This window comes from Arthrobacter sp. Y3224055, assembly GCF_059090825.1.
This window is the reverse complement of record NZ_JBNHGB010000004.1, coordinates 335941-362799: the sequence shown is the minus strand read 5'-3', so window position 1 is coordinate 362799 and position 26859 is coordinate 335941. Positions and strand designations below refer to the sequence as shown.

General features: G+C 68.9%; 19 protein-coding genes and 2 tRNA genes. 12 read left to right on the top strand and 9 right to left on the bottom strand.

Going from position 1 to position 26859, the window contains the following annotated elements; translation table 11 throughout:
• Positions 1-113 precede the first annotated feature (113 nt).
• Both AC5RTY_RS12195 and AC5RTY_RS12190 read left to right on the top strand, forming a co-directional pair.
• Entirely contained in the window at positions 114-614 is a 501-nt protein-coding gene (locus AC5RTY_RS12195; protein ID WP_494014754.1) for a septum formation family protein, read from the top strand.
• Positions 615-908: 294 nt separating this feature from the next.
• On the top strand, positions 909-5303 hold the full coding sequence (locus AC5RTY_RS12190; RefSeq protein WP_494139606.1) for an ExeM/NucH family extracellular endonuclease: 4395 nt from the start codon (positions 909-911) through the stop codon (positions 5301-5303).
• A gap of 76 nt (positions 5304-5379) precedes the next feature.
• On the opposite strand, the gene AC5RTY_RS12185 is transcribed toward AC5RTY_RS12190, so the two are convergent.
• The gene (locus AC5RTY_RS12185) at positions 5380-7383 is read right to left on the bottom strand and encodes an FAD/NAD(P)-binding protein (RefSeq protein WP_494014756.1); all 2004 of its coding nucleotides are present in this window, start codon (positions 7381-7383) and stop codon (positions 5380-5382) included.
• Positions 7384-7441: 58 nt separating this feature from the next.
• On the opposite strand from AC5RTY_RS12185, the gene AC5RTY_RS12180 reads away from it, so the two are divergent.
• Both AC5RTY_RS12180 and AC5RTY_RS12175 read left to right on the top strand, forming a co-directional pair.
• Complete coding sequence (locus tag AC5RTY_RS12180; protein ID WP_494139605.1) at positions 7442-9508, top strand: prolyl oligopeptidase family serine peptidase; 2067 nt, start codon at positions 7442-7444, stop codon at positions 9506-9508.
• A gap of 65 nt (positions 9509-9573) precedes the next feature.
• A tRNA-Ser gene (locus AC5RTY_RS12175) sits at positions 9574-9662 on the top strand.
• Between the two features lie 100 nt (positions 9663-9762).
• On the opposite strand, the gene AC5RTY_RS12170 is transcribed toward AC5RTY_RS12175, so the two are convergent.
• The 4 genes from AC5RTY_RS12170 to AC5RTY_RS12155 all read right to left on the bottom strand — a co-directional run bounded on the left by AC5RTY_RS12170 (position 9763) and on the right by AC5RTY_RS12155 (position 15345).
• Positions 9763-11220, bottom strand: a complete 1458-nt coding sequence (locus AC5RTY_RS12170; protein WP_494139620.1) for an FAD-dependent monooxygenase — start codon at positions 11218-11220, stop codon at positions 9763-9765.
• Between the two features lie 139 nt (positions 11221-11359).
• The gene (locus AC5RTY_RS12165) at positions 11360-12703 is read right to left on the bottom strand and encodes a permease prefix domain 1-containing protein (protein WP_494048847.1); all 1344 of its coding nucleotides are present in this window, start codon (positions 12701-12703) and stop codon (positions 11360-11362) included.
• Positions 12703-13065 (bottom strand): PadR family transcriptional regulator, encoded by a 363-nt coding sequence (locus AC5RTY_RS12160; RefSeq protein ID WP_494002295.1) that lies wholly within the window; start codon positions 13063-13065, stop codon positions 12703-12705. Before AC5RTY_RS12160 ends, AC5RTY_RS12165 begins: the two co-directional genes overlap by 1 nt.
• A 90-nt stretch (positions 13066-13155) precedes the next feature.
• Positions 13156-15345 carry a RecQ family ATP-dependent DNA helicase gene (locus AC5RTY_RS12155; protein ID WP_494024334.1) on the bottom strand — a complete coding sequence of 730 codons (2190 nt, stop codon included), beginning with the start codon at positions 15343-15345 and terminating at the stop codon, positions 13156-13158.
• A 70-nt stretch (positions 15346-15415) separates the two neighbouring features.
• Here AC5RTY_RS12155 and AC5RTY_RS12150 point away from each other — a divergent pair, with 70 nt between their 5' ends.
• The 3 genes from AC5RTY_RS12150 (at position 15416) to AC5RTY_RS12140 (ending at position 17891) form a co-directional block, all read left to right on the top strand.
• Positions 15416-16894, top strand: coding sequence for a phosphohexomutase domain-containing protein (locus AC5RTY_RS12150; protein WP_494139604.1), 1479 nt, complete (start codon positions 15416-15418; stop codon positions 16892-16894).
• The gene (locus AC5RTY_RS12145) at positions 16891-17379 is read left to right on the top strand and encodes a hypothetical protein (protein WP_494024336.1); all 489 of its coding nucleotides are present in this window, start codon (positions 16891-16893) and stop codon (positions 17377-17379) included. Before AC5RTY_RS12150 ends, AC5RTY_RS12145 begins: the two co-directional genes overlap by 4 nt.
• 62 nt (positions 17380-17441) lie before the next feature.
• Positions 17442-17891: an RrF2 family transcriptional regulator gene (locus AC5RTY_RS12140; RefSeq protein WP_494139603.1), complete on the top strand. Its 450-nt coding sequence runs from the start codon at positions 17442-17444 to the stop codon at positions 17889-17891.
• Positions 17892-17916: 25 nt separating this feature from the next.
• Here the strand turns inward: AC5RTY_RS12140 and AC5RTY_RS12135 are convergent, their stop codons facing one another.
• Both AC5RTY_RS12135 and AC5RTY_RS12130 read right to left on the bottom strand, forming a co-directional pair.
• Positions 17917-18480 carry a hemerythrin domain-containing protein gene (locus tag AC5RTY_RS12135; protein ID WP_494139602.1) on the bottom strand — a complete coding sequence of 188 codons (564 nt, stop codon included), beginning with the start codon at positions 18478-18480 and terminating at the stop codon, positions 17917-17919.
• Between the two features lie 230 nt (positions 18481-18710).
• Positions 18711-20549 (bottom strand): phosphoenolpyruvate carboxykinase (GTP), encoded by a 1839-nt coding sequence (locus AC5RTY_RS12130; protein ID WP_494024337.1) that lies wholly within the window; start codon positions 20547-20549, stop codon positions 18711-18713.
• A 403-nt stretch (positions 20550-20952) separates the two neighbouring features.
• Between AC5RTY_RS12130 and AC5RTY_RS12125 the strand changes: the two genes are divergently transcribed.
• From AC5RTY_RS12125 to AC5RTY_RS12110, 4 genes are all read left to right on the top strand, one after another.
• A tRNA-Arg gene (locus tag AC5RTY_RS12125) sits at positions 20953-21029 on the top strand.
• Between the two features lie 316 nt (positions 21030-21345).
• Entirely contained in the window at positions 21346-22236 is an 891-nt protein-coding gene (gene sigJ, locus AC5RTY_RS12120; RefSeq protein WP_494024338.1) for an RNA polymerase sigma factor SigJ, read from the top strand.
• Positions 22237-22337: 101 nt separating this feature from the next.
• Positions 22338-22514, top strand: a complete 177-nt coding sequence (locus tag AC5RTY_RS12115) for a hypothetical protein (protein ID WP_494139601.1) — start codon at positions 22338-22340, stop codon at positions 22512-22514.
• Complete coding sequence (locus tag AC5RTY_RS12110; protein ID WP_494139600.1) at positions 22508-23425, top strand: NAD(P)-dependent alcohol dehydrogenase; 918 nt, start codon at positions 22508-22510, stop codon at positions 23423-23425. The genes AC5RTY_RS12115 and AC5RTY_RS12110 overlap by 7 nt, the downstream gene beginning before the upstream one ends.
• A 62-nt stretch (positions 23426-23487) precedes the next feature.
• Here the strand turns inward: AC5RTY_RS12110 and AC5RTY_RS12105 are convergent, their stop codons facing one another.
• A complete protein-coding gene (locus tag AC5RTY_RS12105) occupies positions 23488-24009 on the bottom strand; it encodes a SixA phosphatase family protein (RefSeq protein ID WP_494002286.1) in 522 nt (173 codons plus the stop codon).
• Between the two features lie 55 nt (positions 24010-24064).
• Here AC5RTY_RS12105 and AC5RTY_RS12100 point away from each other — a divergent pair, with 55 nt between their 5' ends.
• Positions 24065-25516 carry a dihydrolipoyl dehydrogenase family protein gene (locus AC5RTY_RS12100; protein WP_494139599.1) on the top strand — a complete coding sequence of 484 codons (1452 nt, stop codon included), beginning with the start codon at positions 24065-24067 and terminating at the stop codon, positions 25514-25516.
• A gap of 26 nt (positions 25517-25542) precedes the next feature.
• On the opposite strand, the gene AC5RTY_RS12095 is transcribed toward AC5RTY_RS12100, so the two are convergent.
• Positions 25543-26406, bottom strand: a complete 864-nt coding sequence (locus AC5RTY_RS12095; protein WP_494013021.1) for a winged helix-turn-helix domain-containing protein — start codon at positions 26404-26406, stop codon at positions 25543-25545.
• Positions 26407-26859: the final 453 nt, after the last annotated feature.

Sequence of the window (26859 nt, the reverse complement as noted above, 5' to 3'; positions counted from 1 at the left end):
GTCGGGCGCATGGTCCGGACGCCGGCCATCCGGCGTCAAGTATTCTGGCCCGGCGCTCCCCCGGTATACCCTCGGCTAGGAGTCGTTCGCACCAAAGCTTGAGGAGTCCACCCGTGCCCAGCCAGCCAGCACCCGTCCGCCGCCCCCTCAAGGCGGCCACCGCCGTCGTCCTTCTGGCGCTGCTTAGTGGCTGCGGGGGTGAAACGGAGGAACCGCCGCGGGATGAGTCCGGTGCGGTGACGGAGGCCGCCGCGGCCGGCGCCTACGCGATCAAGGTGGGCGACTGCCTGAACAATCCGGACACCGACCGCCTGACCGAGGTGGAGTTCGTGCCGTGCGACCAGGCCCACGAGCTGGAGGCGTTCGCCGCCAGCAACCTGCCGGAGGGCGATTTTCCCGGCGACGAGGAAGTGGCGGCCAAGGCCGAGGAGTTCTGCGTGGCCGAGTTCGAGGCCTTCGCCGGCATCCCCTACGACGATTCGGCACTGGAGCTGACCTACCTCAACCCGACCGAGGCCAGCTGGACCGGCGAGGAGGACCGGGAGCTGCTGTGCCTGCTCGGGGAGGAAGGCTCGAAGCCCGTCACCGGCACGCTGAAGGACGCCCGGCGGTAACGTCCCGGCCGTCGCCCCGAATGTACCTTCCCGGTGGCAGCTCCGCCTAGCTTCCCAAAGCTAGCTACCCGGACGCCGCCCCAACCCTTCCTGTCAAGAGCGGGAGCCGTTCCGCGGCGAATTTAAACGTTCTTTCGCAGAAGTCTTCCACTGCTTCTGGCCCTCGGGTAACCTCCCGTTCATCCGTGCCCGCTGGACTGGGGGCGGTGCGCTCTGTGCACCGTGCAACCAGCCGTGCCGCAGCCCTTCCCTGCGGTTCGAGGAGCATTACTTCCACCTGAGAGATAGGGCCACATGGCTACTTCATCACCGAAGACCGCGCTGGCGGCGGTCCTGACGGCAGGCTTGGTGGCGGCGCCTTTCGCCGCGTTGCCTGCGCACGCGGCCGACCCGGTCGAGCTGAACCTGCTGAGCATCAACGATTTCCACGGCCGGATCGACGCGAACACCGTCAAGTTCGCCGGCACCGTGGAGCAGCTCCGCGCGCAGAACCCCGAGGGGACGCTGTTCACCTCCGCCGGCGACAACATCGGCGCCTCCGTCTTCGCGTCCTCCACGCAGCAGGACCAGCCGACCATCGATGTGCTCAACGCCCTCGAATTGGCGACGACGGCGGTGGGCAACCACGAGTTCGACGGCGGCTTCGCCGACCTGACCGACCGCGTGGCCGCCGCGTCCGACTACCCGCAGCTGGGCGCCAACGTGTACCGGGCCGGCACCACGGATCCGGCCCTGCCCGAGTACGAGCTGGTCACGGTCAACGGCGTGAGCGTCGGCGTGGTCGGAGTGGTCACGGAGGAAACCTCCTCGCTGGTGTCCCCGGGCGGGATCGCGGACCTGGAGTTCGGCGACCCGGTGGACGCCGTCAACCGGGTGGCGGCCCAGCTGACCGACGGCGAAGGCGACGAAGCCGACGTCATCATCGCGTCCTTCCACGAGGGAGCGAACACCAACACCGATCTGGGCGGCGCGGTGGGCGCCAGCGCCGTGTTCAACCGGATCGTTAACGAGACCAGCCCGGACGTGGACGTCATCTTCAACGGCCACACCCACCAGGCCTACAGCTTCGACGCCCCGGTCCCGGGTGCGGAGGGCAAGACCCGGCCCGCGGTGCAGGCAGGCTCCTACGGCGAGAACATCGGCCAGGTGCAGCTGAGCTATGACGCCGCGTCGGACGAGGTCGTGGCGCACACTGGGGCTGTGGTGCCGCGGACCAAGACCGCGGACGGTGACTTGGCGGCCGCGTACCCGCGGGTGGCCGCGGTATCCTCGATCGTCCAGGCCGCACTCGAGCACGCCGCGGAGATCGGCGCCCAGCCGGTCGGCTCCGTCACCGCCGACATCACCACCGCGTTCCTGCCCGACGGGCCGGATGCCGGCACCGAGCCGGACCGCGACGACCGCGCCTCGGAATCGACGCTGGGCAACCTCGTCGCCGACTCGCTGCTGGCGTCGCTGTCTTCCGCCGAACGCGGCGGCGCGCAGATCGGCGTGGTGAACCCCGGCGGCCTGCGCAACGAGCTCTACTACGCGCCCGACGGCACCGTCACCTACGCCGAGGCCAACGCGGTGCTGCCCTTCCTGAACAACCTGTGGACCACCACGCTGACCGGCGCGCAGGTCGAGGCCATGCTGGAGCAGCAGTGGCAGCGCACCGCCTCCGGCGACGTGCCGAGCCGCGCCTACCTGCAGCTTGGCCTGAGCAAGAACGTCAACTACACATACGACCCGGCCCTGCCCGAGGGGGAACGCATCACCGGCGTCTGGGTCAACGGCGAACCGCTGGACCCGGAACGCGGCTACCGCGTGGGCACCTTCAGCTTCCTTGCCCAGGGCGGCGACAACTTCCACATCTTCAACGACGGGACCGACACCCGCGACTCGGGCCTGGTGGACCGCGACGCGTGGATTGCCTACCTCCGGGGCAACAGCCCGCTGTCCCCGGACTTCGCCCGGCGCAGCGTGCAGCTCACCGGCGCGCCGGAGTCCGTCAGTCCCGGCGAAAAGGTCAGCGTGCAAGTGGCCAAGCTGGACCTCACGTCGCTGGGCGCCCCGGTGACCACCGAGGTGTCGCTGGCCTACGTCGACGCCGCGGGCACCAGCACCACGCTGGGCACCTTCCCGGTGACCGACGGCGCTGCCTCCATTGAGTTCACCGCACCGTCCGCGCTGGACGGCGGCTACTTCACATTGACCGCGGATGCGTCCGGAACCACCTTCCGGCTGCCCACCACCCTCATCGCCGGAGACACCAGCGCCGGCCATGTAGTGATCAACGAAGCCTATCTGTCCGGCGGCAGCGCCGGCGCGGCCTACCGGAACAAGTTCGTGGAGTTGTACAACCCCACGGACGCCGACATCAGCCTCGACGGCTGGTCGCTGCAGTACCGCTCGGCCACCGGCACCGGAAACCCCAGTGCCGTGGCGGAGCTGTCCGGCAGCATCAAGGCCGGCGGGCACTATCTGGTGCAGGCCAACTCCAACGGCAGCGCCGGCGAAGACCTGCCGGAGCCTGACCTGGTGACCGGCATGGCCCCGTCCGGCACGAGAGGCACCCTGGTGCTGTCGAACCAGGCCGGTGCGGTGGCGGACCTGGGCACCGGCTCGGTCGTCGACCGTGCCAACGTGGTGGACCTGTTGGGCTACGGCACCTCGAACACCTTTGAAACCGAAGCGGCCCAAGCGCCGGACAACAACCAGGACGTGCGGTCGCTGAACCGCGCCGAAGGAACGGACACCGACAACAACTCCGCGGACTTCAGCCTCAGCGAAGACATCACCCCGCAGGGCACCGGCGGGGGCGACGGCGGCGGTGATCCCGAACCGCTGCCGCGGTCCGTGGCCATCGCCGACATCCAAGGCACCGGCATGCAGTCCCCGCTGGCCGGCCAGACCGTGACCACCCGGGGCGTGGTCACCGCCGCCTACGCCACGGGCGGCTTTGACGGCTACTACATCCAGACGGAAGGCACCGGCGGCGACACCGACGCGGCAGCCCGGACGGCGTCCGATGCCGTCTTCGTCTACTCCCCGGCCACCGTCGGCCAGGTAGAGGCCGGCGACTTCGTGGAGGTCACGGGCAAGGTCAGCGAGTTCCACGGGCTGACCGAGCTCACGGTGGCCGCCGACGGACTGAAGCTGCTCACCGAGGCGGCAGCGGCCCCGAAGGCGGCCGCCATCGGTTGGCCCGCCAGCGACGACGAGCGCGAGAAGTTCGAGGGCATGCTGCTGGCTCCCCAGGGCGGCTTCACCGTCACCGACAACTACTCCCTGAACCAGTACGGTGAAATCGGCCTGGCCGCCGGAAACTCCCCGCTGGTGCAGCCGACCGCCGTCGGGACCTATGGTTCGGACGCGTTCTGGGCCGAAACCGAGAAGAACGCCGCCCTGGCCGTCACGCTGGACGACGGCTCAAGCGTCAACTACCTGGGCGCCGACGCCAACAAGGACATCCCGCTGCCTTACCTCTCCGCCGAGGATCCGGTCCGGGTGGGGTCCCCGGCCACATTCACCACCAACGTAGTGCTGGATTACCGGTTCGATCTCTGGCGTTTCCAGCCGCTGGGACATCTGACGGTGAAGAACGCGGAAAGCGTCCAGCCGGCGTCGTTCCAGAACACCCGCACTGATGCTCCGGAACAGGTTGGCGGCGTGAAGCTGGCCTCCTTCAACGTGCTGAACTACTTCACCACCACCGGCGATCAGGTGGCGGGATGCGGTGCCTTCACGGACCGCGATGGCAACCCGGTCACGGCCCGGAACTGCGACGCCCGCGGCGCCTGGGACGCGGCGAACCTGGAACGCCAGCAGGCCAAGATCGTTGCGGCCATTAATGCGCTGGACGCGGACATCGTGGCGCTGGAGGAGATCGAGAACTCCGCGCAGTTCGGCAAGGACCGCGACGCCGCCCTGGCCGCGCTGACCGAGGCACTGAATGCGGACCTGGGCGACACCCGCCACCACGGCAAGCATTCGGGCAAGGGGCCTCAGCACGGCGGGTGGGACTACGTCCGGTCGCCGGAGGAGCTGCCGGCGCTGGCGGATGAGGACTTCATCCGCACGGCCTTCATCTACAAGAAGGACGAGGTAAAGACGGTGCGGGAGTCGGTGATCCACAACGACACCGCAGCCTTCGCCAACGCCCGCAAGCCGCTGGCGCAGGCGTTCAAGGCCAAGAACGGCGCCTCGGATACCTTCATCGTGATTGCCAACCACTTCAAGTCCAAGGGCTCCGGCCCGAAGTCGGGCGAGAACGCCGACCACGGCCAGGGCGCCTGGAACGCCGCCCGCACCGCGCAGGCGCATTCCCTGGTGGACTTTGCGGATCGGCTGCAAGAGCAGTTCCGGACCAACAAGGTGCTCCTGACCGGCGATTTCAACTCCTACGCGAAGGAGGACCCGATCAGGGTCCTGACCGACGCCGGGTACGTCGACCAGGGCGCCAAGACCGGCGAGCACAGCTACAGCTTCGGCGGCATGGTCGGTTCGCTGGACTACATCTTCGCCTCGCCCGCCGCGGACGCGAAGGTCGAGGGCGCCGACATCTGGAACATCAACTCGGTGGAGTCGATCGCGCTGGAGTACAGCCGGTACAACTACAACGCCACCGACTTCTATGCGCCGGACCCCTACCGGGCCAGCGACCACGATCCGATCATCGTGGGCCTGGACATGGGCAAAGACAAGTAAGGCGGCAAGGCCGGTTAGAAACCACTGCGTAGGCCCTCCCCCGCCGGGGAGGGCCTACGCGCGTCCGTGGCCGGGGTCAGTACCCCGGCACCCCGCTGGCGACGACGTCGGTGCCCGCCTGTGCGGGGCCGGCCAGGCTCCTGTTGTCTGCTGCGGCCAGGATGGCGCGCGCTATCCGGTCCGCATCCTGCAGCGTACGGCCGCCGGTGTCGCCCGGCGCCCCGGCCTCGGCGGCGATCGACGTGCCCCACTGGACCGAGGACAGCTGCAGCCCGATCACATACAGGCTCCGGGCCGGATGGCCGTTTCGGTCCAGCGGACGGTAAGGCGGCAGCGTCACGTCCAGGCCCGAAGAGGTCACCGGCTGTCCGTTGGGCCCGATCATCAACCTCGGCCGGACCAAGCCGTCCTCGAGCATCCGCCGCAGCAGCGGAGACCGGTTGTGGGCCACCCGGTTGGCCGGCATCATCGCCTCCACCAGGTACGCGCCGGTGTATTCGGCGCCGTCGACCCACGGCGACGTCACCCGGAACCGGCCGCTGTCCGGGTCCACCTCGTAAACCGGTTCCGGCCCGGCGAACCGGACGATACCGGCCCGCGCCAGGGCGGCCAACTGCTCGATGCGCTGGGCCGGCGGTCCGCTCGCCAGCCCTTCGACCAGCGGTTCGAACCAGCCGCGCAGTTCGGCAAGCCACGATTCCTCCGTGATGCCGCCGTCGGCCACAATCTTCTTCAACAGCGAGCGCCCGGCGTTGAGAGCCCCGATGGCCATCTTGAGCGGATCGTCGGTGCCGCGGGCGGAACCCATGGCATCGGCATCCAGATAGTCCAGCACGGCCTGCTCGTAGTCCGCCGCGGAGGCAAACTTGCGCCCGTTGAACGGCTTGGCCAGTGCCTCCACGTCCAGCAACCGGTGCCCGGCGACCCGTTCCGACAGGTAGGCCCCCGCACGCACCAGCAGGGTGCGGCTGCCCGGCTCCGTCTTCTCCGCCAGCAGCCGCTCCAGCCCGGCCAGCAGCTCCTCCGGCGGCACGCTCAGGCACTCCGGTTCCACCCGCGCGAGCGTGGAGTAGTAGGCCCAGTAGACGTCGCGGTGCAGCATCGGCCACAGGTCGTGGTCGAAGCCGGGCTGCACGCCGGCTTCGGCATACAGGCTGGCCGCGTGCGTGGTGAAATGCCGCAGCTCCACGCCGGCCGGGATGTAGCTGTCGATCCTGGCCTTCGCCCGGTACGGCGTGCCCCGCCGGGAGCCAGCCACCAGCCGCGGTTCCTTCCCCGAAGGGACGTAGCGCAACGGCTCGGTGTCCGTCGCCGGGAGGAACCTTCCGCCGCGGCCTTCGGTGACCTGCACCATCAGGTCGAAAAAGTTCAGCCCCATGCCGCGCACCAGCACCGTGCGGTCGGGCGGGAGCCTGTCCCAGTCCACGTCGGCCGGCACATTCGGCGGCAGGTAGTTCAGGCCGTGCCGGGCCGCTGCATCCTGCAGCTGCTGCTGCTCCGGATTCAGCGCCGCGGGAACGTGCCCCAGGGCAAGCACCACGGCGTCCGCCGCCACGGTGGCACCGTCGGCCAGCTCAAGCTGCCATTCGCCGTCGTGCTCCGAGAGACCGGTGGCCTCCGCCGAATGCACGGTGAGGGACACGTCCGCCCCGGTCCGGGCGGCCAGCTGCGCGAAGGTCCAGGTCAGGTAGCGCCCGTAGAGTGCCCGGCTGGGAAAATCGGCCGGCCCCAGCGCAGCGGCCTCCTCGCGGTCGTCCTGCGGCACCTCGGGAAAGCTGCCGGCCGCGACCGCGGAGCGCCAGGCCTCGAAGGTCATGCCCGCCACCGGATCGGGGCCCACCTGTGGGGTCCCCGGGGCCGGCACCACCGTGGGGAACAGGCAGGGGGTGTTCATCAGGAACAACCGGGACTGGCCCGGCTGCCAGACATGCCCGGCGCCGGGAGGATAGGGATCGATCAGGTGGATCCGCAGGCGCGCCCCGCCGTGGGCCCGGTGGTTGGACAGCAGCCGCTCCAGCACGGAGGTGCCCCGCGGGCCGGCGCCCACGATCGCCACACGGTAACTGCCCGGATTGTCCATCCGTCTAGCCTACGGGTTGGAAACCGGCTCCCCGTGGCGGCATGCCTAGGATGGGTCCATGGCCAAGGACACCGCGCATCTGCCCCAGGACGACTTCATCTGGCTCGAGGACATCTACGGCGACAAGCCCCTGGAGTGGGCGAAGGCACAAAACCGGCTCACCGAGGCCAAGCTCGTGGACGACTCGTTCACGGCGCTGGAGGCCGGCATTCTGGAAGTCCTGGACGCGGAGGACCGGATCCCGGCCGTCATCAAGCGCGGCCCGCACTACTACAACTTCTGGCGGGACAAAGCCAACCCCCGCGGCCTGCTGCGCCGCACCAGCTGGGAGAGCTACCTGACCGATTCCCCGGACTGGGAGGTGCTGCTGGACGTCGACGCGCTGGCCGCCGCCGAGGGCGTCGACTGGGTCTATGCCGGTTCGTCCTTCCTGCGCCCGGCCGACACAACCAGCTACCGGCGTGCCATGCTGCGGCTCTCCCCCGACGGCGGCGACGCGGTGCGGCTGCGCGAGTTCGACGTCGAGGACCGCGCCTTCGTGCCCGGCGGCTTCGACATCCCGGTGGCCAAGAGCTATGTCTCCTGGCTGGACGAGGACCACATCCTGCTGGGCACCGACTTCGGCCCCGGCTCGCTGACCACTTCCTCCTACCCGCGGACCAGCCGCATCCTGCGCCGCGGCCAGGCTCCGGAGGCTGCCACCGAGTACTTCGACGTCCCCCAAGACCACATGCTGGCCCAGGTGGGCCACGACTCCACCCCCGGCTTCGAACGGGACGTGGCGGTGGACGTCATCGATTTCTTCAACTACCGCACCTACCTGCGGCGCGACGGCGAGTGGCTGCCCATCGACGTTCCCACCGACGTGAACGTGGATCTCCACCGCCAGTGGCTGCTGCTGCGGCCGCGGGACGACTGGGAACTGGACGGCACCGTCCACCCGGCCGGGTCCCTGCTCGCCGCCGATCTGGAGGCGTTCCTGGCCGGCGACCGTTCCCTGCAGGTCCTCTTCGCCCCCGACGCGGCAACCTCGCTGCAGTCCTGGAGCTGGACCCGGAACTACCTGCTGCTCAACCTGCTGCAGGACGTCTCGTCCCGGATCCTGGTGCTGGATCCGGCCGCGCAGTGGGCCGCCTCCGAACTCCGTGACTGCCCGGCGCTGCACGCCGTGGATGCATCCGGGGTGGACGACGACGAATCCGACGACTACTGGCTGGTGGCCACCGGCTACCTCACCCCGTCGACCCTCTCGCGCGGCACCATCGGTGGGCCGGCACTGGAAGTCAAGGCATCGCCGTCGTACTTTGACGCCTCCGCCTACGAGGTCCAGCAGCACTTCGCCACCTCCAAGGACGGCACGCAGGTCCCCTATTTCCAGGTGGGCCCCAAGGATCTTGCGTACGACGGCGGCAACCCGGTGCTGCTCTCGGGTTACGGCGGGTTCGAAGTCGCGCGTACGCCCGGCTACAGCGGCACGGTGGGGCGGGCCTGGCTGGAACAGCGCAGCGAGGAGGGGCGCGGCGGCGTGTACGTGGTGGCCAACATCCGCGGCGGCGGCGAGTACGGCCCGGGCTGGCACCGGGCGGCGCTCCAGGCCAACCGGCACCGCGCCTACGAGGACTTCGCCGCGGTGGCGCAGGACCTGATGGACCGCGGGGTCACCCGCCGGGAGCGGCTGGGCTGCGCCGGCGGATCGAACGGCGGCCTGCTGGTGGGAAACATGCTGACCGGCTACCCGCACCTCTTCGGCGCGGTGTCGTGCGGGGTGCCGCTGCTGGACATGGCCCGCTACACCCGACTCTCCGCCGGTTACTCCTGGATCGCGGAGTACGGGGACCCCGAGGACCCGGCACAGTGGGAGTTCATCCGCACCTTCTCGCCCTACCACCTGCTCCAGCCCGGCACCGAGTATCCCGACACACTCATCTGGACCGCCACCTCGGACGACCGGGTGGGCCCGGTGCAGGCCCGCAAGATGGCCGCCCGGATGCAGGAACTCGGGATCGAAAACGTCTGGTTCCACGAAGCCCTCGAGGGCGGACACGCCGGCGCCAGCGACAACAAGCAGACGGCCCGGTTGCAGGCGCTCTCGCACGCGTTCCTGTGGCGCGCGCTGACCGGCTGAGCCGTTCGCGGTTTTGCTCTTGGCCCCGGATTCTGGGTAGTCTTGTGTGGCTAGCAATAGCGTATGGAGACGTGCCAGAGCGGCCGAATGGACTTCACTGCTAATGAAGGGTCGGGGTTAAACTCGACCGGGGGTTCAAATCCCCCCGTCTCCGCGTCAACTCCCCCGGGAAACCGGGGGAGTTTTTGCGTCTGGGCCTCGCGTTCCGGCGGCCCGGCCGCTTGATGAGGGCCCGCCTCCTCCCCGCCGCGGCGTCACGGCCGCGCAGGCCCGAACCAGCGGGCGAGCGCGTCCTCCAGTCCCGACTGAGTTCCGTCCCCCGTCCACGCCACATGCCCGTCGGGCCGGATCAACACCGCGGCCGGCGCGCTGACCGAACCGATGACGGGAAGCTCCCACCCGCCGTCGTACCTGGCGTCCACCAGTTGCACCCGGTCCGCCCACTGCCCCAACCCGATGCTGCCCGGCGCGCCGAGGTTCAGCAGCACCGCGCGGGCTTCATGCAGGAGGGTGAACACCCGCAGCGGGCCCCTGGCGGTGACCAGGTCGAGATCGGGCATGCGCCGCCCGAGCAGCGGGTGCCCCTCGCCGAGGTCGTAGCGGACGTCCAGGCCGGAGATGAGTGCAGCCAGCCGCTTCCGGGCCTCGTCGATCGTGAGCAGTCCGGCCACCGTGTCGGCCAAGGCGCCGACGCGCGGGTCGGCCCGCTGCATCAGCGACTGCGCCATTGTGTGCTTGAGCGCGCGGGCTCCGGCGGGGTGCCGCTCGGCGTGGTAGGTGTCCAGCAGGCTGTCCGGGGCACTGCCCCGGACCACCAGGGCGAGCTTCCAGCCGAGGTTCACGGCGTCCTGGATGCCGAGCCCGATCCCCTGCCCGCCCGAAGGAGCATGGATGTGCGCGGCGTCCCCGGCCACCAGCACGCGTCCGCTGCGGTAGGCCGCGGCCTGCCGCGTGGCGTCGGTGAAGCGCGAGATCCAGGTCGGATGGTGGATCCCGAAGTCGGTGCCGTAGACCTCGGACAGCGCCGTGCCGAGGTCCGCCAGCGTGGGCTCGGTCGCCGGCCCCAGTTGCTTCTCGGTCACGACCACCCGCACCGTTCGCCCGTCCTCCATCGGGTGCAGCCCGTGGACCCCCACCTCGTCGATGCGCATGCCCGACGGCGTATCCTCGGTTACCTCCACTTCGGCGATCAGGCTGCTTTTCGTGGCATCCCAGCCGGGGAACCCGATGCCGGCCGCCTTGCGGACCGCGCTGCGTCCGCCGTCGGCGCCGACCAGGTACCGCGCGCGCATCGGCCCGCCGTCGGCGAGATGCACGTCGACACCGGCGGCGTCTTGGACCAAGCCGGTTACCTCGAGGCCCCGATGGACCGGCACACCCAGTTCCTCGATCCAGCCGGCCAGGATCCGCTCAATATGGTTCTGCCACAGCCCGAGCGTGTAGGGGTGGCGGGTGGGAAAGTCGCTGACGTCCAGCATCGTGTTCCCGAAAAACGCCGCCTGGACGGGCTGGCCCTCGGCCAGGAACCGGTCGGCAATCCCGCGCTGCTCGAGGATCTCGATCGTCCGCGAGTGGAAGCCGCCCGCGCGCGAGCCCACCAGCTCCGGCGTCGGGCGGCGCTCCACGATCGCCGTATCCACGCCCGCCAGCGCCAGTTCACCGGCAAGCATCAGCCCCGACGGACCGCCCCCGGCAACGATGACCTCCACCATCACGACCCCGCCTCTCCGAGCCTTTTCGTGCGCCTCTTCAGCGCACGTCCGGGCCAGTTTGGGGCATGAGGGGGGCCTTGCAGCAAGCCCCCCGGTGCGCGCTACATTGGAAGTGGCGGCAGACCTACGGCCCCGCAGGTCAGGCGAAGCCGAAAACCGGCGGGAATACCACGACGACGACGGCGGCCCAGGCGCCATAGACCGGCAGGTACCCTGTCTGCCAGCGCTCCAGCGCCGCGAAGGGCCGCCGCCCGCGCAGGAACCCGACGGTGAGCCACGCCGCCCACACCAGATGCACCAACAGCAGCAGGTTCAGGCCGAGCGCGGCGACCTTGTTGGCGCTGGTACCGAATTCGGCGATCCGGGTCAGCATCGCCGTCAGCATGACGGCGTCGACCGCGACCGCGGCGGCGACGAGGACCAATTGCAGGCCGTCGAACAAGCCCGGCGGCGCCAGCGCGTCGCGGGCAGAAATCGCGTACAGCAGCAGGGCCAGGACGAGCACGAGGATCGCGTTCATCAGGATGAGCAGCCCCCGGTCGACGTCCACCAGGCCGCCTGCCGCCGTGAGTACCGCCAGCAGGGCCAGCAGCATCACGATGGTCAGGGGCGTGAAGACGCGGGTGAGCACCGGGGCGATGTTCTCGACGACGTTCTGCTTGGCCTCGACCAGCCAGGCGGCCACGACCAGCGCACCCGGGACGGCGAACGGCAGTATCCAGGCCTCCATCGCGGGCTCGAAGTCGACGCCGACAGCCTGCAGCGCGCCGAAAGTGAGCCCGATCAGCACCGCCCCGCCGAGGGCCAGCAGCGTGAAGTAGATCGCGAGCTCACCGCTGAACCGGACAAAGTCCATGCGCCGGCTGTGCTCCCGCCACCTGCCGCCAACGTACGCCACGCCCGCCAGCAGCCACAGGACGACCGGGGCGTGCAGCACGGCGAGCACCTCGGTGGAACCGGCGGCCGCGAACGGATAGGCATTGAGCAGCACGGCCAGCGCGGTGAACGGGACGAGCAGCGCAGCCGCCTTGGGCACCGTCAACCGGCGTTTCCAGGCGAAGTACGCGGCAAGGAACGGGAAGACGAGGAGGCCGAGGTTGCGCGCCAGGACCGCGCCGTCGAGCCACAGGGTGCCTGCCTTGACGGCCACCCCTGCCCCCACGGCGAGCGCGAGGACGACAGCGAGCTCCCGCCATGGCGGCGCTGCGGAGTCGGCGTCCTGCGGGACGAGCACCAACTGCTTCCACAGCCGGTCGGAGTGCTCGCGGGCGAACTCATGCGAGATCGCATCCAGATTGCCCAGGCGCTTGATCGCGACGAGGAAGGCCTCCTCGTCGTCCAGCCCTGACGCCTGGCGGTCGGCGATTTGTCCGCGCAGGTGGTCCTCGAGTTCATCGAGGTCCGCGGGTGAGATCGCCTGCCGCCGCCGGACATACCCGCGCCACCGGTCTATCTGTGCTTCCAACTCGGCATGCGGTTCCATCAGGCCCACCCCTCGACCGGGGCCGCGGGCGGCGGCACTGCCTGCCACACCCGCCGCAGCGTCTCGGCGACCACCGTCCACTGTTGCTGCCGCTCGGCGAGCACCTCCCGGCCTTGGGCGGTGATGGCGTAGTGTTTGCGCCGCCGTCCGGCCTCCGAGATGCCCCACGAGGACGACACATACCCGAACCGTTCGAGTCGGTGCAGCAGCGGGTAGAGCATGCCGTCCGTCCACTCCAGCCCTCCGTCGGACAGTTCGCTGACGCGCTTGCTGATGGCGTAGCCGTATAGTTCGCCCTCCGACAATATCCCCAGCACGAGCGGGGTGGCCGAAGCGGCGACCAGGTCCTTGTCAATGCGCAAAGGGTCCTCCTGATACCTAGATCTGCAAGGTATTACCCTAGCACCTCTAGGTATCAGGCAGGGCGGCCGTCCGGCCAGGCCGCCTTGGGCTCAGGCCTTGAGGGCCAAAACAAAGGGCAGGACCGCTTCGGCCCCGGCGAGGCGCAGCGCGCGTCCGGCCACGGTCAGGGTCCAGCGGCTGTCGGCGACGTCGTCGACCAGAAGCACGGGGCCGCGGTTTTGCGCCAACCAGGCTTCACCGCCCTCGGGGACCTGGAACTGGTCCCACACATCGGCCAACCGGAAGGCGCTGTTGCCGCCGGGGCCGCTGCGGGGTCCGCCGTGCGGGACGGTGAGTTCGCCCAGGTAGGGCAGCCGGCCGATCTCGGACAGGCCGCGGGCCAGTGACTGCACCAGCAGCGGCCTGCTGCGGGAGGGGACGCTGACGATGCCGACCGGGCGTTGTGCCCAACCCCACTGCGCCAGGACCTGGACGCAGGCGTTCAGCATGGCCGGGTCCACTTCGCGGTCCGGCGCCCCGTCCGCGAAGACTTCGCGCAGCTTTCCGCCCCAGCCCAGGTCCGTCAGCCGGGCCAGGGCGCGGCCGCTGCCGTTGGCCTCCGCCGGCGGGATCTTGCCCTTGACCGGCACGCCCAGCTTGTTCATGCCGCTGGGCCACATGGCGCGCGGTTCCAGTTCGACGCCGGCACGCTGCAGGGCGGCGCCGGCGCTTTCGGTGGCCTCGGCCGCGATGGTGTCCGAGTACCAGGGTCCTGCGCAGTTGTCGCAGCGCCCGCAGGGCGCCGCGGCGGGATCGTCCAGGGCCCTGGCGAGGAATTCCATCCGGCAGCCGGAGGTGTTCTCGTAGTCCAGCATGGCGTTCTGTTCGGCCACCCGGGCCTGCGAAATGCGTCCGTAGCGCTCCGCGTCGTACGTCCAGGGCTGGCCGGTCCCCTCCCAGCCGCCGCTGACCTTGCGCACCGCGCCGTCCACGGAGAGGACCTTCAGCAAGAGTTCCAGCGGGGACCGTTTCAGGTTCACCAGCGTCTCCAGTGCCGCGGTGGACAGCACGGTCCCCGGGACGGAGAGCTCGCGCAGCACGGCCGTTGCCGTGCCCTCGTTCGGCATCGACGCCGTGGCAAAGTACTCCCAGATGTCCCGGTCTTCGGTACCGGGCAGGAGCAGCACGTCGGCGTTCGGAGTTCCGCGTCCTGCGCGCCCCACCTGCTGGTAGTAGGCCACCGGGGAACTCGGCGCACCCAGGTGCACCACAAAGCCCAGGTCGGGTTTGTCGAAGCCCATGCCGAGGGCGCTGGTGGCCACCAGCGCCTTGACCCGGTTCTCCTTCAGCGCCGCCTCAGCCTGTTCCCGCTCGGCCGGATCGGTCCGGCCGGTGTAGGCGGCCACCTCGTGGCCGGCCTCGCGGAGGAGCCGGGCCGTGTCCTCGGCGGCGGAAACCGTGAGGGCGTAGATGATTCCGCTGCCGGGCAGGTCGTCCAGGTGCGTGAGCAGCCACCCGAGCCGGGCACGCGGGCTGGCCAGGCGGAGCACTCCCAGCCGCAGCGACGCGCGGGCGAGCGGGCCCCGGATGGTGAGCACTCCGCCGTCGTGCCCGGGGGCGGCATGCACGCCGAGTTGCTCCTCGATGTCGTGGACCACGCGGGAATTGGCGGTGGCCGTGGTGGCCAGTACCGGGACCCGCTCGGGCAGTCGGGCGATCAGGTCCCGGATCCGCCGGTAGTCCGGGCGGAAGTCGTGGCCCCAGTCGGAAATGCAGTGCGCCTCGTCGACCACCAGCAGGCCGGAGCTTTGCACCAGCTGCGGCAGCTGTTCGTCGCGGAACCGCGGATTGTTCAGCCGCTCGGGCGAGACCAGCAGCACGTCCACGGTATTGGCGGCCAACTGCTCCTGGACCTGGCCCCATTCCAGCTGGTTCGCCGAGTTGATCGCCGCGGCCCGCACCCCCGCGCGTTCGGCCGCCGCCACCTGGTCGCGCATCAGCGCGAGCAGGGGCGAGACGATCAGGGTGGGGCCGGCGCCACGGCGGCGCAGCAGGAGGCTCGCCACGAAGTAGACCGCCGATTTTCCCCAGCCGGTGCGCTGCACCACCAGCGCCCGGCGCCCGCCGGAAACCAACGCCTCGACAGCCTCGAACTGGCCCTCGTGGAACTGGGCCGTGTCATTGCCCACCAGGGCACGCAGCAGCGCGGTGGCCTCCCCGCGCAGCCCGCCGTCGTCCTGCCCGGGCCCCGCCGTTCCCGTCGTCACCGCGTCCGTTGTCCCGTCGATCAGCTCAGCCATGCTGCCCAGTATCGCAGCCGCCGAGGACAACCTGGCCCTTTTCCACAGCAGCCCCTTATAAGCTGGTGAAGTGAGCAGCATAGATCTTGGCCTGTCCTTCAAGGCGTACGACGTCCGCGGGATCGTGGGCGAAACCATTACGGCGGCGACCGTCGAGGCGACCGGCGCCGCGTTCGTGGACGTGTTGTCCCTGGCCGGGCAGACCGTGCTGGTGGGCGGCGACATGCGCCCGTCCTCGCCGGAATTCGCCGCCGCGTTCGCCCACGGCGCGGCCGGCCGCGGGGCCAACATCCAAATGCTGGGGCTGATCTCCACCGATGAGCTCTACTACGCCTGCGGGTCCCTGGACGCCGCCGGGGTGGTGTTCACCGCCAGCCACAACCCTGCGCAGTACAACGGCCTGAAGATGGCCAAGCCCGGGGCGGTGCCGGTCTCCTCCGACACCGGCATGTTCGACATCCGCGACCTGGCGCAGAAGTACCTCGAGACCGGGATCCCCGACGGCACCGAACCCGGGACCATCAGCGAAACCAACGTGCTGGCCGGTTACGCCTCCTACCTGCGCTCCCTGGTGGACTTGGCCGGCATCCGGCCGCTGAAGGTAGTGGTGGACGCCGGCAACGGCATGGCCGGGATGACCACCCCCGCCGTGCTCGGCGACACGCTGCTGCCGGCGCTGCCGCTTCAGGTCGTGCCGCTGTATTTCGAGCTGGACGGCACGTTCCCCAACCATCCGGCCAACCCCTTGGAACCGGAAAACCTGGTGGACCTGCAGGCCGCCGTCACCGAGCACGGGGCGGACCTCGGCCTGGCCTTCGACGGCGACGCCGACCGGTGCTTCGTGATCGATGAGACCGGGGCGGTGGTCTCCCCCTCGGCAATCACCGCGCTCGTCGCCCGGCGCGAAATCGCCCGCGCCCGCGCCGCCGGCGAAGACAGCCCGGCGGTGATCCACAACCTGATCACCTCCCGCGCCGTGCCCGAAACCATCACCGCCGCCGGCGGACGCCCGGTCCGCACCCGGGTGGGACACTCGTTCATCAAGGCGCACATGGCCGAGGAGAAGGCCGTGTTCGGCGGCGAACACTCCGCGCACTACTACTTCCGCGACTTCTACAACGCCGACACCGGCATGCTCGCCGCCATGCACGTGCTCGCCGCCCTCGGCGAGCAGGACGCACCGCTGTCCCAGCTGGCCGCCGAATACGACCCCTACCACGCCACCGGCGAACTGAACTCCCAGGTCGAAGACAAGGACGCCGCGATCGCCCGCGTGCTGGCCGACTTCGCCCCCGCCCTCGCGTCCGACCCCGCCGCGGCCGGAACCGACACGGCCGCCGCCAGCTGCCCGGCCCCCTACGCGGGCACCGGGGTGGGCGTGGACCGGCTCGACGGCACCACCGTGATCGCCGACGACGGCACCTGGTGGTTCAACCTGCGCCCGTCCAACACCGAACCCTTCCTGCGGCTGAACGCCGAGGCGACCAGCCCCGGCCTGCTCGACACCCTCCGCGGGCACGTCCTGGCCCGCGTCCGGGAAACAGCATGAGTGCCTCGTGGCGGGAGGGCCTCCCCGCGGAGATCCTGGCCGATATCGACACGCTGTTCGGAACCGGGCTCGGGGTGGCGCAGGAACAGTTGACCGAGCATGGGGCGTTCCTGCCCGCGGCCCTGGTTACCACGCTCGACGGCGGCCTGCGGCTCGTCGTGGTCTCCCCCGATGACCTGGACGCCGAGGCAGCCGAGGTCAACGTGGATGGCATGATCGAGGACCTGTACGCCACCCTGCGCCATGACCGCGCCGATTTCCGCGCCATCGCCGTGATCAGCGACATCTTCCTGCCCGAAGAGGACGCCGACGCGATCCAGATTGCCGTGGAGCACTCGGCCGGCATCGCGGTCTCGGCCATCCAGCCCTACCATCACGACGACGACGGCGCCTGGAGCTACCCGGACCCCTTCGTGGACCCGCAGGAACGCCTCGTCTGGCCGGACGAGGAACCCGACGCAGAAGGCGGGCCTCCCCGGGGCTGATCCACCGGCGCACCGCGGAACGGCGGCAATTCCGGCCGCGCCGGACGGCTAAAATTGGCGGCATGCGTATCAATGCCTTCTCCGACGTGTGCCTGCGTGCACTGATGCTGCTGTCCGCGGCGCCGGAGGGCGAATTGATGACCACCCAGGCGGTCGCCGACGGCGTCGGCACCCCGTACAACCACGTCAGCAAGGCGGTGCTGAAGCTGCGCTCGCTCGGACTGGTCGAGGCGGTGCGCGGCCGCTCCGGCGGCATCCGGATCAGCGCCGCCGGACGGCTGGCGACGGTGGGCGGCCTGCTGCGGGCCCTCGACGCGCGGGAGGATCTGGTGGATTGCGAGTCCGCCAGCGGCGACTGCCCGATGAACAACAACTGCGCGCTGCGTGGGGCGCTGCGCCGGGCCCGCGAGGCCTTTTACCGCGAACTGGATCCCCTCGTCGTGTCCTCGTTGCCGCACCCGTCGCAGATGGAACCCGTCTTTATGGCATTGCTGAACCGCCGCCCCGCTTGATCCGCAGCGGGCCACCACCACGGACTCAACCGGTCTGGCGGCCCGAGAGCTTGTCGCGCAGCCGGTCCACCATGCCGACGCCGGGGCCCAGGGTCTTGTGGAACAGCTCGGAGTGCGGGGCGCTGGGATGGGGCCTGGTCGGCGCGATTTTCTTGGCGTTCTGGACCTTTTCACCCAGCTCAACGAGCCGCTCCGGGGGGATGTGGGCGCGCAGCTTCGGGAACTGATCCGTCTCCTCGTCGTTGGCGTGGTGGCGCAACTGCCCTTCGAGTTCCCTGACCAGCTCCATGAAGGTTGGGTCGGAGGAGTCAACGTCCTCCATCCGCTTCATCAGCTGGACGATCTCATCGTGCTCCTTCTTGTCATGCTCAACCTCTTCCTTGCCGTTCGGCACGTGCTCTTCGATCGCGGGATAGACGAGCATCTCTTCGGCGACGGCGTGGCGCATCACCTCGGCGATGACGGTATCGGCCAGGTCCCGGCGCTGGCCCGGGTCGGCGGTCTGCTCGATCTGGCTGAGCAGTTCAATCATTTCGCGGTGATCGGTCGTGAGGATATCGATGACATCCCCGCCCTGGGTATCGGCCATGACGCCCCTCCTTGGGTCGTTGCTCCTAGCGTGCGTGGGAGGGCTCAACATACCAACGAGCGGCATTCGATTCCACGGTCCGAAGCGCTTTCGGGGTTGGGAGCGCGGAATCGGGGCAGCCGGTCTAGACCGGACGCGCGGTGTGGCCGCAGTTAAGCGGATGAGGCCCCCGCGCAGGTGCGCGGGGGCCTCATGTCGGGAGCCTGTGATGGCGTCCCGCCTTCAGTCACTCAGGCGAAGCGGGCCTGGAGCTGCTTGAGTTCGGCGTCCAGCTCATCGGGCAGGGAATCGCCGAACTGCGCGTACCATTCCTCGATGCCCTTGAGCTCTTCCTTCCACTCCGCCGGATCCACCTTGACGGCTTCTTCCACCTGAGCCTGGGTCATGTCCAGCCCGGTCAGGTCGATGGAGTCGCCGGTCGGGATGTAGCCGATCGGGGTTTCCGCGGCGTCCGCGGTGCCCTCGATGCGTTCGATGGCCCACTTGAGCACGCGGGAGTTCTCCCCGAAGCCCGGCCACGCGAAGCCGCCGTCGGCATTGCGGCGGAACCAGTTGACCAGGAATACCTTGGGGAGGCGGTCCGGGTTGGCCTTGCCCTCGATGGTGCCCCAGTGCTTGAGGTAGTCGCCGGCGTTGTAACCGATGAACGGAAGCATGGCCATCGGGTCGCGGCGGACCACACCTACTTCGCCGGCGGCGGCGGCGGTGGTCTCCGACGACAGGGTGGAGCCCATGAAGATGCCGTTGGTCCACGAGCGGGCCTGGGTAACCAGCGGAATGGTGGTCTTGCGGCGCCCGCCGAAGAGGATCGCATGGATCTCCACACCGTCGGGGCTGTAGTACTCCTGGGCCAGCATGTCGATCTGTGAGATCGGCGTGCAGAAGCGCGAGTTCGGGTGCGCCGCCGGCCGGCCGGAGTCAGGCGTCCAGTCGTTGCCCTGCCAGTCGATGAGGTGATCGGGCACTTCGTCGGTCATGCCCTCCCACCAGACGCCGCCGTCGTCGGTCAGCGCAACATTGGTGAAGATGGAGTTGCCCTTGGCGATGGCGCGCATGGCGTTGGGGTTGGTGCTCCAGCCGGTGCCCGGTGCGACGCCGAACAGGCCGTACTCGGGGTTCACACCGCGCAGTTCGCCCTCCTTGCCGATGCGCATCCAGTTGATGTCGTCGCCGAGAGTCTCGGCCTTCCAGCCCTCAATGGTCGGATCCAGCAGCGCAAGGTTGGTCTTGCCGCAGGCCGAGGGGAAGGCGGCCGCAATGTTGTACGCCTTGCCCTGCGGGCTGGTGAGCTTGAGGATCAGCATGTGCTCGGCCAGCCAGCCTTCGTCGCGGGCAATGACCGAGGCGATGCGCAGGGCGTAGCACTTCTTGCCGAGCAGCGCGTTGCCGCCGTAGCCGGAGCCGTAGGACCAGATGGACCGCTCCTCGGGGAAGTGCACGATCCACTTCTCCTCATTGCACGGCCAGACGACGTCGGCTTCCCCTGGTTCCAGCGGGGCGCCGACGGAATGCAGCGCGGGGACGAAGAAGGCGTCCTCTTGCTCCATCTTGCGCAGCACGTCAGTGCCGATGCGCGCCATGATGCGCATGGAGGCGACCACGTAGGCCGAGTCGGTGATTTCAACGCCGTACTGCGGCTGTTCCGCGTCCAGGGGCCCCATGACAAAGGGGATCACGTACATGGTGCGTCCGCGCATGCTGCCGGCGAAGCGCTCCGTGAGGATCGACTTCATCTCCGCGGGGTCCATCCAGTTGTTGGTGAACCCTGCGTCTGCCTCCTTCTCGGAGCAGATGAAGGTCCGCTCTTCGACCCGGGCGACGTCCTTTGGGTCGGAGAAGCCCACGAAAGAGTTCGGGAAAAGCTCCGGGTTCAGCCGCTTGAGCGTCCCGGCCTCGACCAGCTGGTCGGTCAGGAGGGCGTACTCCTCTTCGGAGCCGTCCACCCAATAGACAGAGTCGGGCTGCGTCAGCTCCGAAACTTCGGCAACCCAGGCCAGAAGCTTTGCGTGTGTAGTTGGGGCATCCATAAGTGTTTCCTCAAGAACCGGCTGACGCGTGATATCGCCCATGACTCATCCCTTTCCTGGGCCAGTGGTGTTTCTAGATGCTATGGGTCGATGGCTAGACCAGCGGGCTGCAGAAAAAGGAAAATAGGTCTGGCTAGATGGGTTGAGCCCGGAAATCCGGGCTTTTTCTACGTGTCAAGGCCCACAGGTGTGATTAAGGTCATATAGACCGGTCTAGTTCATGTTTCCCCTTCAGGGGCTGCGCGACGCGGCTTCCCGCGATCAGCGGCCGTCCGGCGGGCCGGCGATGGCGACTCCTCTGGGTCAGGCAGACGGGCCTCGGGGGGTGAGGTGGCGCTCCCACAAGCAGCGATGCGCGGAATTCCGGGGCGGAGGCGGGCGGGGCTCCCTCGATTTGGCGACTGTCCGGCAAACACGCTACAGTTGTATCCGGCCGCGAGGCCAAGCGCCCATAGCTCAGCTGGATAGAGCGTCTGTCTACGGAACAGAAGGCCGGGGGTTCGAATCCCTCTGGGCGCACCAACGAAATGCAGTCCGGTCATCGACCGGGCTGCATTTTTCTTTGCCGGCAAACGTGCCGCGGCTCCAGCGATTTTACCGGCCACTCCCCTCTCCGGGCTCCAGTGTCTCGACTTCGGATACTGGGAATTTCATCACCAGGGCGTGGACCCGGAGAAACTGCGGGAGGTTCCGCGCTGGCACACCGGCTACCGTCTACACTCAGCTTGAGCGCGATGTGCTCGGTGTGTGGAGCACCAGCGGTCGAGGGTCAACGCCGCGTTAGGCCTAGGCCTGGCCAGCCAGGGCTTCACGGAAACCTGCAGCGTAGGAGGTTGAGATGACGGCGACCCAGGCAAACCTGGCCGTGTTCCAGCAGCACCGCGGGCTGCTCTTTGGGGCGGCGTACCGCCTCTTGGGCAGCGCCGCCGACGCGGAGGACGTCCTGCAGGAGGCATGGCTGCGGTTCTCCGACGTGCCGCAGGACCATGTCCGGGAACCGCGCGCCTTCCTGCTTCGAACGGTAACCAATCTGGCGCTGAACCAGATCCGCGTCCAGCAGCGCCGTCGCGAAAATTACGTCGGGCCCTGGCTGCCCGAGCCGGTCAGTTCCCTGCCGGGTGCCCCGACCGCCATCGCGCCGGACGACGCCGCCGTGCTGGCCGACGATGTTTCGCTGGCCATGCTGGTGGTCTTGGAACAGCTCTCCCCCTTGGAGCGTGCGGCCTACATCCTGGGCGAGGTCTTCGGCTACCCGGCACCGGAGATTGCCCGGACGCTGGGCCGCTCGCCCGCGGCGGTGCGGCAACTGATCTCGCGTGCCCGCGGCCACGTCGCCAGCCGGCAAGCCAGGAACCAGGTGGATCCGGCCCTGCACCGGCGCATCACCGAACAGTTCCTGGAGGCGGCCAACACCGGGGCCATCGAGCCTCTGCTGGGCCTGCTGGCCCCGGACGTTGTGCTGACCAGCGACGGCGGCGGACAGAAGACCTCGGCGCTGCGGCCCATTTTCGGGGTGGAGAAGGTGCTGCGCTTCCTGCTCGGCATCACCGGCAAGCCGGACGCCCCCTTCCACCTGCACGTCGCCGACGTCAACGGGCTGCCCGGGTTGGTGGCCGTTGACGCGGACGGTGCGGTGGACACGGTCGCCGGCTTCCGGATCGATGAGGGCTTGGTCCGCGAAATTTTCCTCATCCGGAACCCGGACAAGCTTGGCCGCATCCGCATCTAGCAGGTGCACTGACCCGGCCGTCATGAGACGGTTAAAACAGGAGTCCGCGCCATCGTGTGCGCTCCTGTTATGTGTTGGTCCCGTATTGAGGAGGAATACCCATGAAGGTCACCGCCGCCGTCGTACGCGAGACGGGCGCACCGCTTTCAGTCGAAGAACTGGAGCTCGCCGATCTCCGGCCCGACGAGGTGAGGATCCGCATGGTCGCCACCGGCATCTGTCACACGGATTCGACCGCACGCGACGGGGCGTATCCCCTCCATGGCCGGCGGTGCTAGGACACGAGGGCGCCGGCGTTGTGGAGGATGTGGGCATAGCGGTGACGAGCGTCAAGGCCGGTGACCACGTGGTGCTGGCGCCGGCATCGTGCGGTACGTGCAAGCAGTGCCGCCGCGGGGAGATGGCATACTGCGAGCACTACATCGCCATCAATCTCAGTGGTCGCCGTACCGCGCTCTCGGCCGACGGTGAATCCGTGGCCTCCCACTTCTTCGGCCAGTCGTCCTTCTCGTCGTACGCGAACGTGCTGGAGCGCTGCGTGGTCAAGGTGGACCCCGACGTTCCGCTGGAGATGCTCGCCCCGCTGGGGTGCGGGCTGCAGACCGGTGCCGGGGCGGTGCTCAACGAGCTGCGGCCGGAGGCGGCATCATCGCTGGCGGTGATCGGCGCCGGGGCGGTCGGCTCGGCGGCGATCATGGCGGCCAAGATCGCCGGCTGCACGACGGTGATCGCGGTGGATCTGCACGACAACCGCCTGGAGACGGCCCTCGAACTCGGCGCCACCCACACCATTAACTCCGCCAAGACGGACATGGGCGAGGAACTGAACCGCATCACCGGCGGGGAGGGTGTGGACTACATCGTCGATACCACCTCGGTGCCCGCTGTGCTCAACCAGGCTGCGCGCGCGCTGGCCTTCCGCGGCACGCTCGTGGCCGTGGGCAACACGACCTTCGGCACCGAGGCACCGTTCGAGATCGGCGAGTCCCAGGTGAAGGGATGGACGTTTAAAATGAACGTCCAGGGCAGCTCGGTGTACCAGGTCTTCATCCCGCGCCTGATCGAGCTGTGGAAGCAGGGACGGTTTCCGTACGACAAGCTGGTCAAGACCTACCCCTTTGCCGACATCAACCAGGGGTTCGAGGATTCGGCCAGCGGTTCCACGATCAAGCCGATCCTCCTCTTCTGACCGGCTGACCGGCGGAATCCGCCCCGGCTGAAACGCGTCCGCGAGGCGCCGCCCGGCCACGCTCAGCGCAGCACCACGAAGTCGGTCACCGCGGCGTCGCGCCCGTCCAGCTCCGCCCAGCTCTTGCCGTGCTGCAGCACGGTCAGGCCCGAGGTCGGATAGTGGGTGGCCATGTCCACCACGGCCTCCTCGTCGGAATCCAGCGATGCGAGCCGCATCGCCAGGTCCTGCACCGCCGGCATGTGGGCCACCACCAGCAGGGACGTGATGGTGTCGGGCAGCCGGTTGATCTCGGACAGGACCCGCACGGCCGGCGCGTCGTAGAGTTCGTCGGACAGCATGGGGGTCGGCGCCTTCTCCCCCAGCTCGCTGCACACCCATGTGCAGGTCTGGCGGGTCCGCAGTGCCGACGAGCACAGGATGAAGTCCGGGATGCAGTTGTGCTCCACCATCCACCGTCCGATCTGCGGCGCCTCGTCGTGGCCGCGCTGGGCCAGCGGCCGCTCGTGGTCCTCGACGCCCAGCGGCCACGCGGCCTTGGCGTGGCGCATGATCATCAGCTTCTTCAGGTGGTGGTCGTTCACACCACGAGTGTATGCGGCCCTTGTCAGCGCCTCCGCGCGATGCGAAGCTCGGGACATGGCAGAGCGGACCCTGGAAGCGGATGTCGTGGTACTCGGGGCCGGGGCGGTCGGCGAGAATGTGGCGGACAGGACCACCCGCGGCGGACTTAAGACCATCCTGGTGGAATCGGCGCTGGTCGGCGGCGAGTGTTCCTATTGGGCCTGCATGCCCTCCAAGGCCCTGCTGCGCCCGGGCACGGCCCTGCAGGCCGCGCGAAGCGTCAAGGGCGCGGCCGAAGCCGTGACCGGCGGCCTGGCGGCGGAGGCCGTGCTGGCCCGCCGAGATTCCTTCACCTCCGGCTGGGACGACGCCTCGCAGGTGGAGTGGGTGAAGGGCGTCGGCATCGAACTGGTCCGGGGCACCGCCCGGCTTAGCGGTCCGCGCGAAGTGATGGCAACGGACGACGACGGGACCCGGACCCGCATCACCGCACGGCACGCCGTCGTGCTGGCCACCGGTTCCTCGCCGAACGTGCCGCCGCTGCCCGGGCTGGACGGCGTCAATTTTTGGGGAACGCGCGAAGCCACCGCCGCGCGGAAGGTTCCGGAGAGCCTGCTGGTGCTGGGCGGCGGCGTCTCGGGCTGCGAGCTCGCGCAGGCGTATGCCCGGTTGGGCAGCGACGTCACCTTGGTGGCGCGCGGGGACCTGCTGGCGAGCGTCCCCGAACCCGCGCGGCGGCTGGTGGAAGCCGGGCTGCGCCGCGACGGGGTGCGGATCCGGCTCCATACGGCGGCGTCACGGGTGGCTGCGCACGACGGCGGCGTTAGCCTCACCCTGACTGCTGCGGGTGCGGACGGTGAGACCGGGGCGGCGGACACAGTCACGGCCGCGAAGCTCCTGGTGTCCACCGGACGACGGCCGGCCCTCTCCGGCCTTGGCTTGGAGGAGCTGGGACAGGATCCGAAGCGGCTGCAGGTCGACGCCAGCGGACGCGTGGCCGCCGTCGACGGGGGCTGGCTGTATGCGGTAGGCGACGCCGCCGGCAAAGCTCAGCTGACGCACCAGGGCAAGTACCAAGCGCGGGCCACGGGGGACGCGATCGCCGCCCGGGCGGCTGGCGAGCTGGACGGCGACCCGGAAGCGTGGAGCCGCTTCGCCAGCACTGCCGACGACGCGGCGGTCCCCTCGGTGATCTTTACCGATCCGGAGGTCGCCGTCGTCGGTCTCACCGAAGAGCAGGCCCGGGAGCGCGGGCTCGCCGTTTCCGCCACCCAACTGCCGATCGCCGTCGCCGGCTCCTCGCTGTATGCCGACGGCTACCAGGGCTGGGCCCAGATGGTGGTGGACGAGGACCGCAAGGTCATCGTGGGCATGACGTTCGCCGGCCCCGGTGTCAGCGAGTTGCTGCACTCGGCGACCATCGCCGTCGTCGGCCAGGTCCCGCTGGACCGGCTCTGGCACGCGGTGCCCTCTTACCCCACCATCAGCGAAGTCTGGCTCCGCCTGCTCGAGGCTTACGGGCTGTAGCGCGGCGGGGCGAAGTCAGGCAGGACCTAGATGGAGTACTCCGGCGCGGCCCAGACCACTACTTCCGGGTGCTCATAGAAGCGGTAGCCCTGGCCGCGGACGGTGCGCACGGTGTTGGCCAGGCGGCCCAGCTTGGACCGGAGCCTGCGGATGTGCACGTCGATGGTGCGTTCGTTCGGGACTTCCTCGGCGTTCTTCCACAGCCCGGAGAGCAGCTCTTCGCGGCCGACGGTGCGGGTGGCGTTCTCCACGAGGTAGTTGAGCAGCTCGAATTCCTTGAACGTCAGGTTCAGGGTCTCGCCGTCCAGGTGCACCTCGCGGCGGGACAGATCGATCAGGACGCCGCTGGGACGGCTGGCGTGCGAGGCCGGCTGCGGCTGCCGCTGGATCTCCACGGCCGCGGTCCGCGGGCGGCGGCTGACAGTCGGATCGCCCAAGGCCTGGCGCACTACGTCAATGTTCTCGCCCGGGGCGTCGGCTGGCGCCAGGGCCACGGCCCCGTGGGTCTGGGCGTCGGGAGCCAGCGACTGCACGTAGGCGCGAACTTGGGAAGCCAGCTTGCTCAGCGTGGTCCCCTGGGCGGCGGCAGCCTCCTCGTCCAGGCCCACATAGAGAACGAACCCGCGGGCAACAGTGTCATTCGACACCGCCTGCGGGCCGGGAATTCCATTGGGGGTGACCACGGGGGTGGGGGCAGTGGTCGGATGGGGGGCAGCGGCGTCGAACTGGCCGGGAACCGCACGCAGCACGCGGTAGGCCTGCTGCTCACCCGGGTAAGACGGCTGCCCGGCGAACTGCGGGTTCTGCCCGGCTGCCTGTCGCTGCGCGGCTGCCGCTCGGTTCTGGGCGTTGCGGACGGAGATGTGGACGTATCCGGATGAAACTGACATTAGAACCTCATGTGTGAAAATGGCCGTCATCACGGCGCGAATGCATGGGTATGCCCGCACGGGATGTGTTTCTGGCGCCCGCCATTGGACAGATGAATTGCCTGGAATAACTCGAGGGGTGGTGAGTTAGGCCTGCATTCGGCAACAGTCCGCCAGTGCGCCGGGATACGTCCCGTAACTGAAGGCTGCGGCTGCAGATGCTGTTGCGTTGTTGTTCACAACCATGAGTTTGGCTCGTAACAATGCCTACGTGCAAGTAATATAAGCTTGCTTGTCTCACATAGTGAGAAGAACCAGCGCTTTTGTGCCACACATCACACCACGGCCGTGTATAAATATCAGCCGATCACCGCCCTTCCGGGCCGCCGATGAATAAATATGCATTGTTGGTTTTGCCTCGTGGTGAGGCGCACTAGAAGCAAAGCACCGGCGTTTGCAAACCGTCCAAAATGT

Excerpts from the sequence above, each read along its gene's own strand:
- AC5RTY_RS12190 (WP_494139606.1), top strand. The coding sequence starts at position 909 with ATGGCTACTTCATCACCGAAGACCGCGCTGGCGGCGGTCCTGACGGCA.
- AC5RTY_RS12185 (WP_494014756.1), bottom strand. The coding sequence starts at position 7,383 with ATGGACAATCCGGGCAGTTACCGTGTGGCGATCGTGGGCGCCGGCCCG.
- AC5RTY_RS12180 (WP_494139605.1), top strand. The coding sequence starts at position 7,442 with ATGGCCAAGGACACCGCGCATCTGCCCCAGGACGACTTCATCTGGCTC.
- AC5RTY_RS12170 (WP_494139620.1), bottom strand. The coding sequence starts at position 11,220 with ATGGTGGAGGTCATCGTTGCCGGGGGCGGTCCGTCGGGGCTGATGCTT.
- AC5RTY_RS12165 (WP_494048847.1), bottom strand. The coding sequence starts at position 12,703 with ATGGAACCGCATGCCGAGTTGGAAGCACAGATAGACCGGTGGCGCGGG.
- AC5RTY_RS12155 (WP_494024334.1), bottom strand. The coding sequence starts at position 15,345 with ATGGCTGAGCTGATCGACGGGACAACGGACGCGGTGACGACGGGAACG.
- AC5RTY_RS12145 (WP_494024336.1), top strand. The coding sequence starts at position 16,891 with ATGAGTGCCTCGTGGCGGGAGGGCCTCCCCGCGGAGATCCTGGCCGAT.
- AC5RTY_RS12140 (WP_494139603.1), top strand. The coding sequence starts at position 17,442 with ATGCGTATCAATGCCTTCTCCGACGTGTGCCTGCGTGCACTGATGCTG.
- AC5RTY_RS12135 (WP_494139602.1), bottom strand. The coding sequence starts at position 18,480 with ATGGCCGATACCCAGGGCGGGGATGTCATCGATATCCTCACGACCGAT.
- AC5RTY_RS12130 (WP_494024337.1), bottom strand. The coding sequence starts at position 20,549 with ATGGGCGATATCACGCGTCAGCCGGTTCTTGAGGAAACACTTATGGAT.
- sigJ (WP_494024338.1), top strand. The coding sequence starts at position 21,346 with ATGACGGCGACCCAGGCAAACCTGGCCGTGTTCCAGCAGCACCGCGGG.
- AC5RTY_RS12115 (WP_494139601.1), top strand. The coding sequence starts at position 22,338 with ATGAAGGTCACCGCCGCCGTCGTACGCGAGACGGGCGCACCGCTTTCA.
- AC5RTY_RS12100 (WP_494139599.1), top strand. The coding sequence starts at position 24,065 with ATGGCAGAGCGGACCCTGGAAGCGGATGTCGTGGTACTCGGGGCCGGG.
- AC5RTY_RS12095 (WP_494013021.1), bottom strand. The coding sequence starts at position 26,406 with ATGTCAGTTTCATCCGGATACGTCCACATCTCCGTCCGCAACGCCCAG.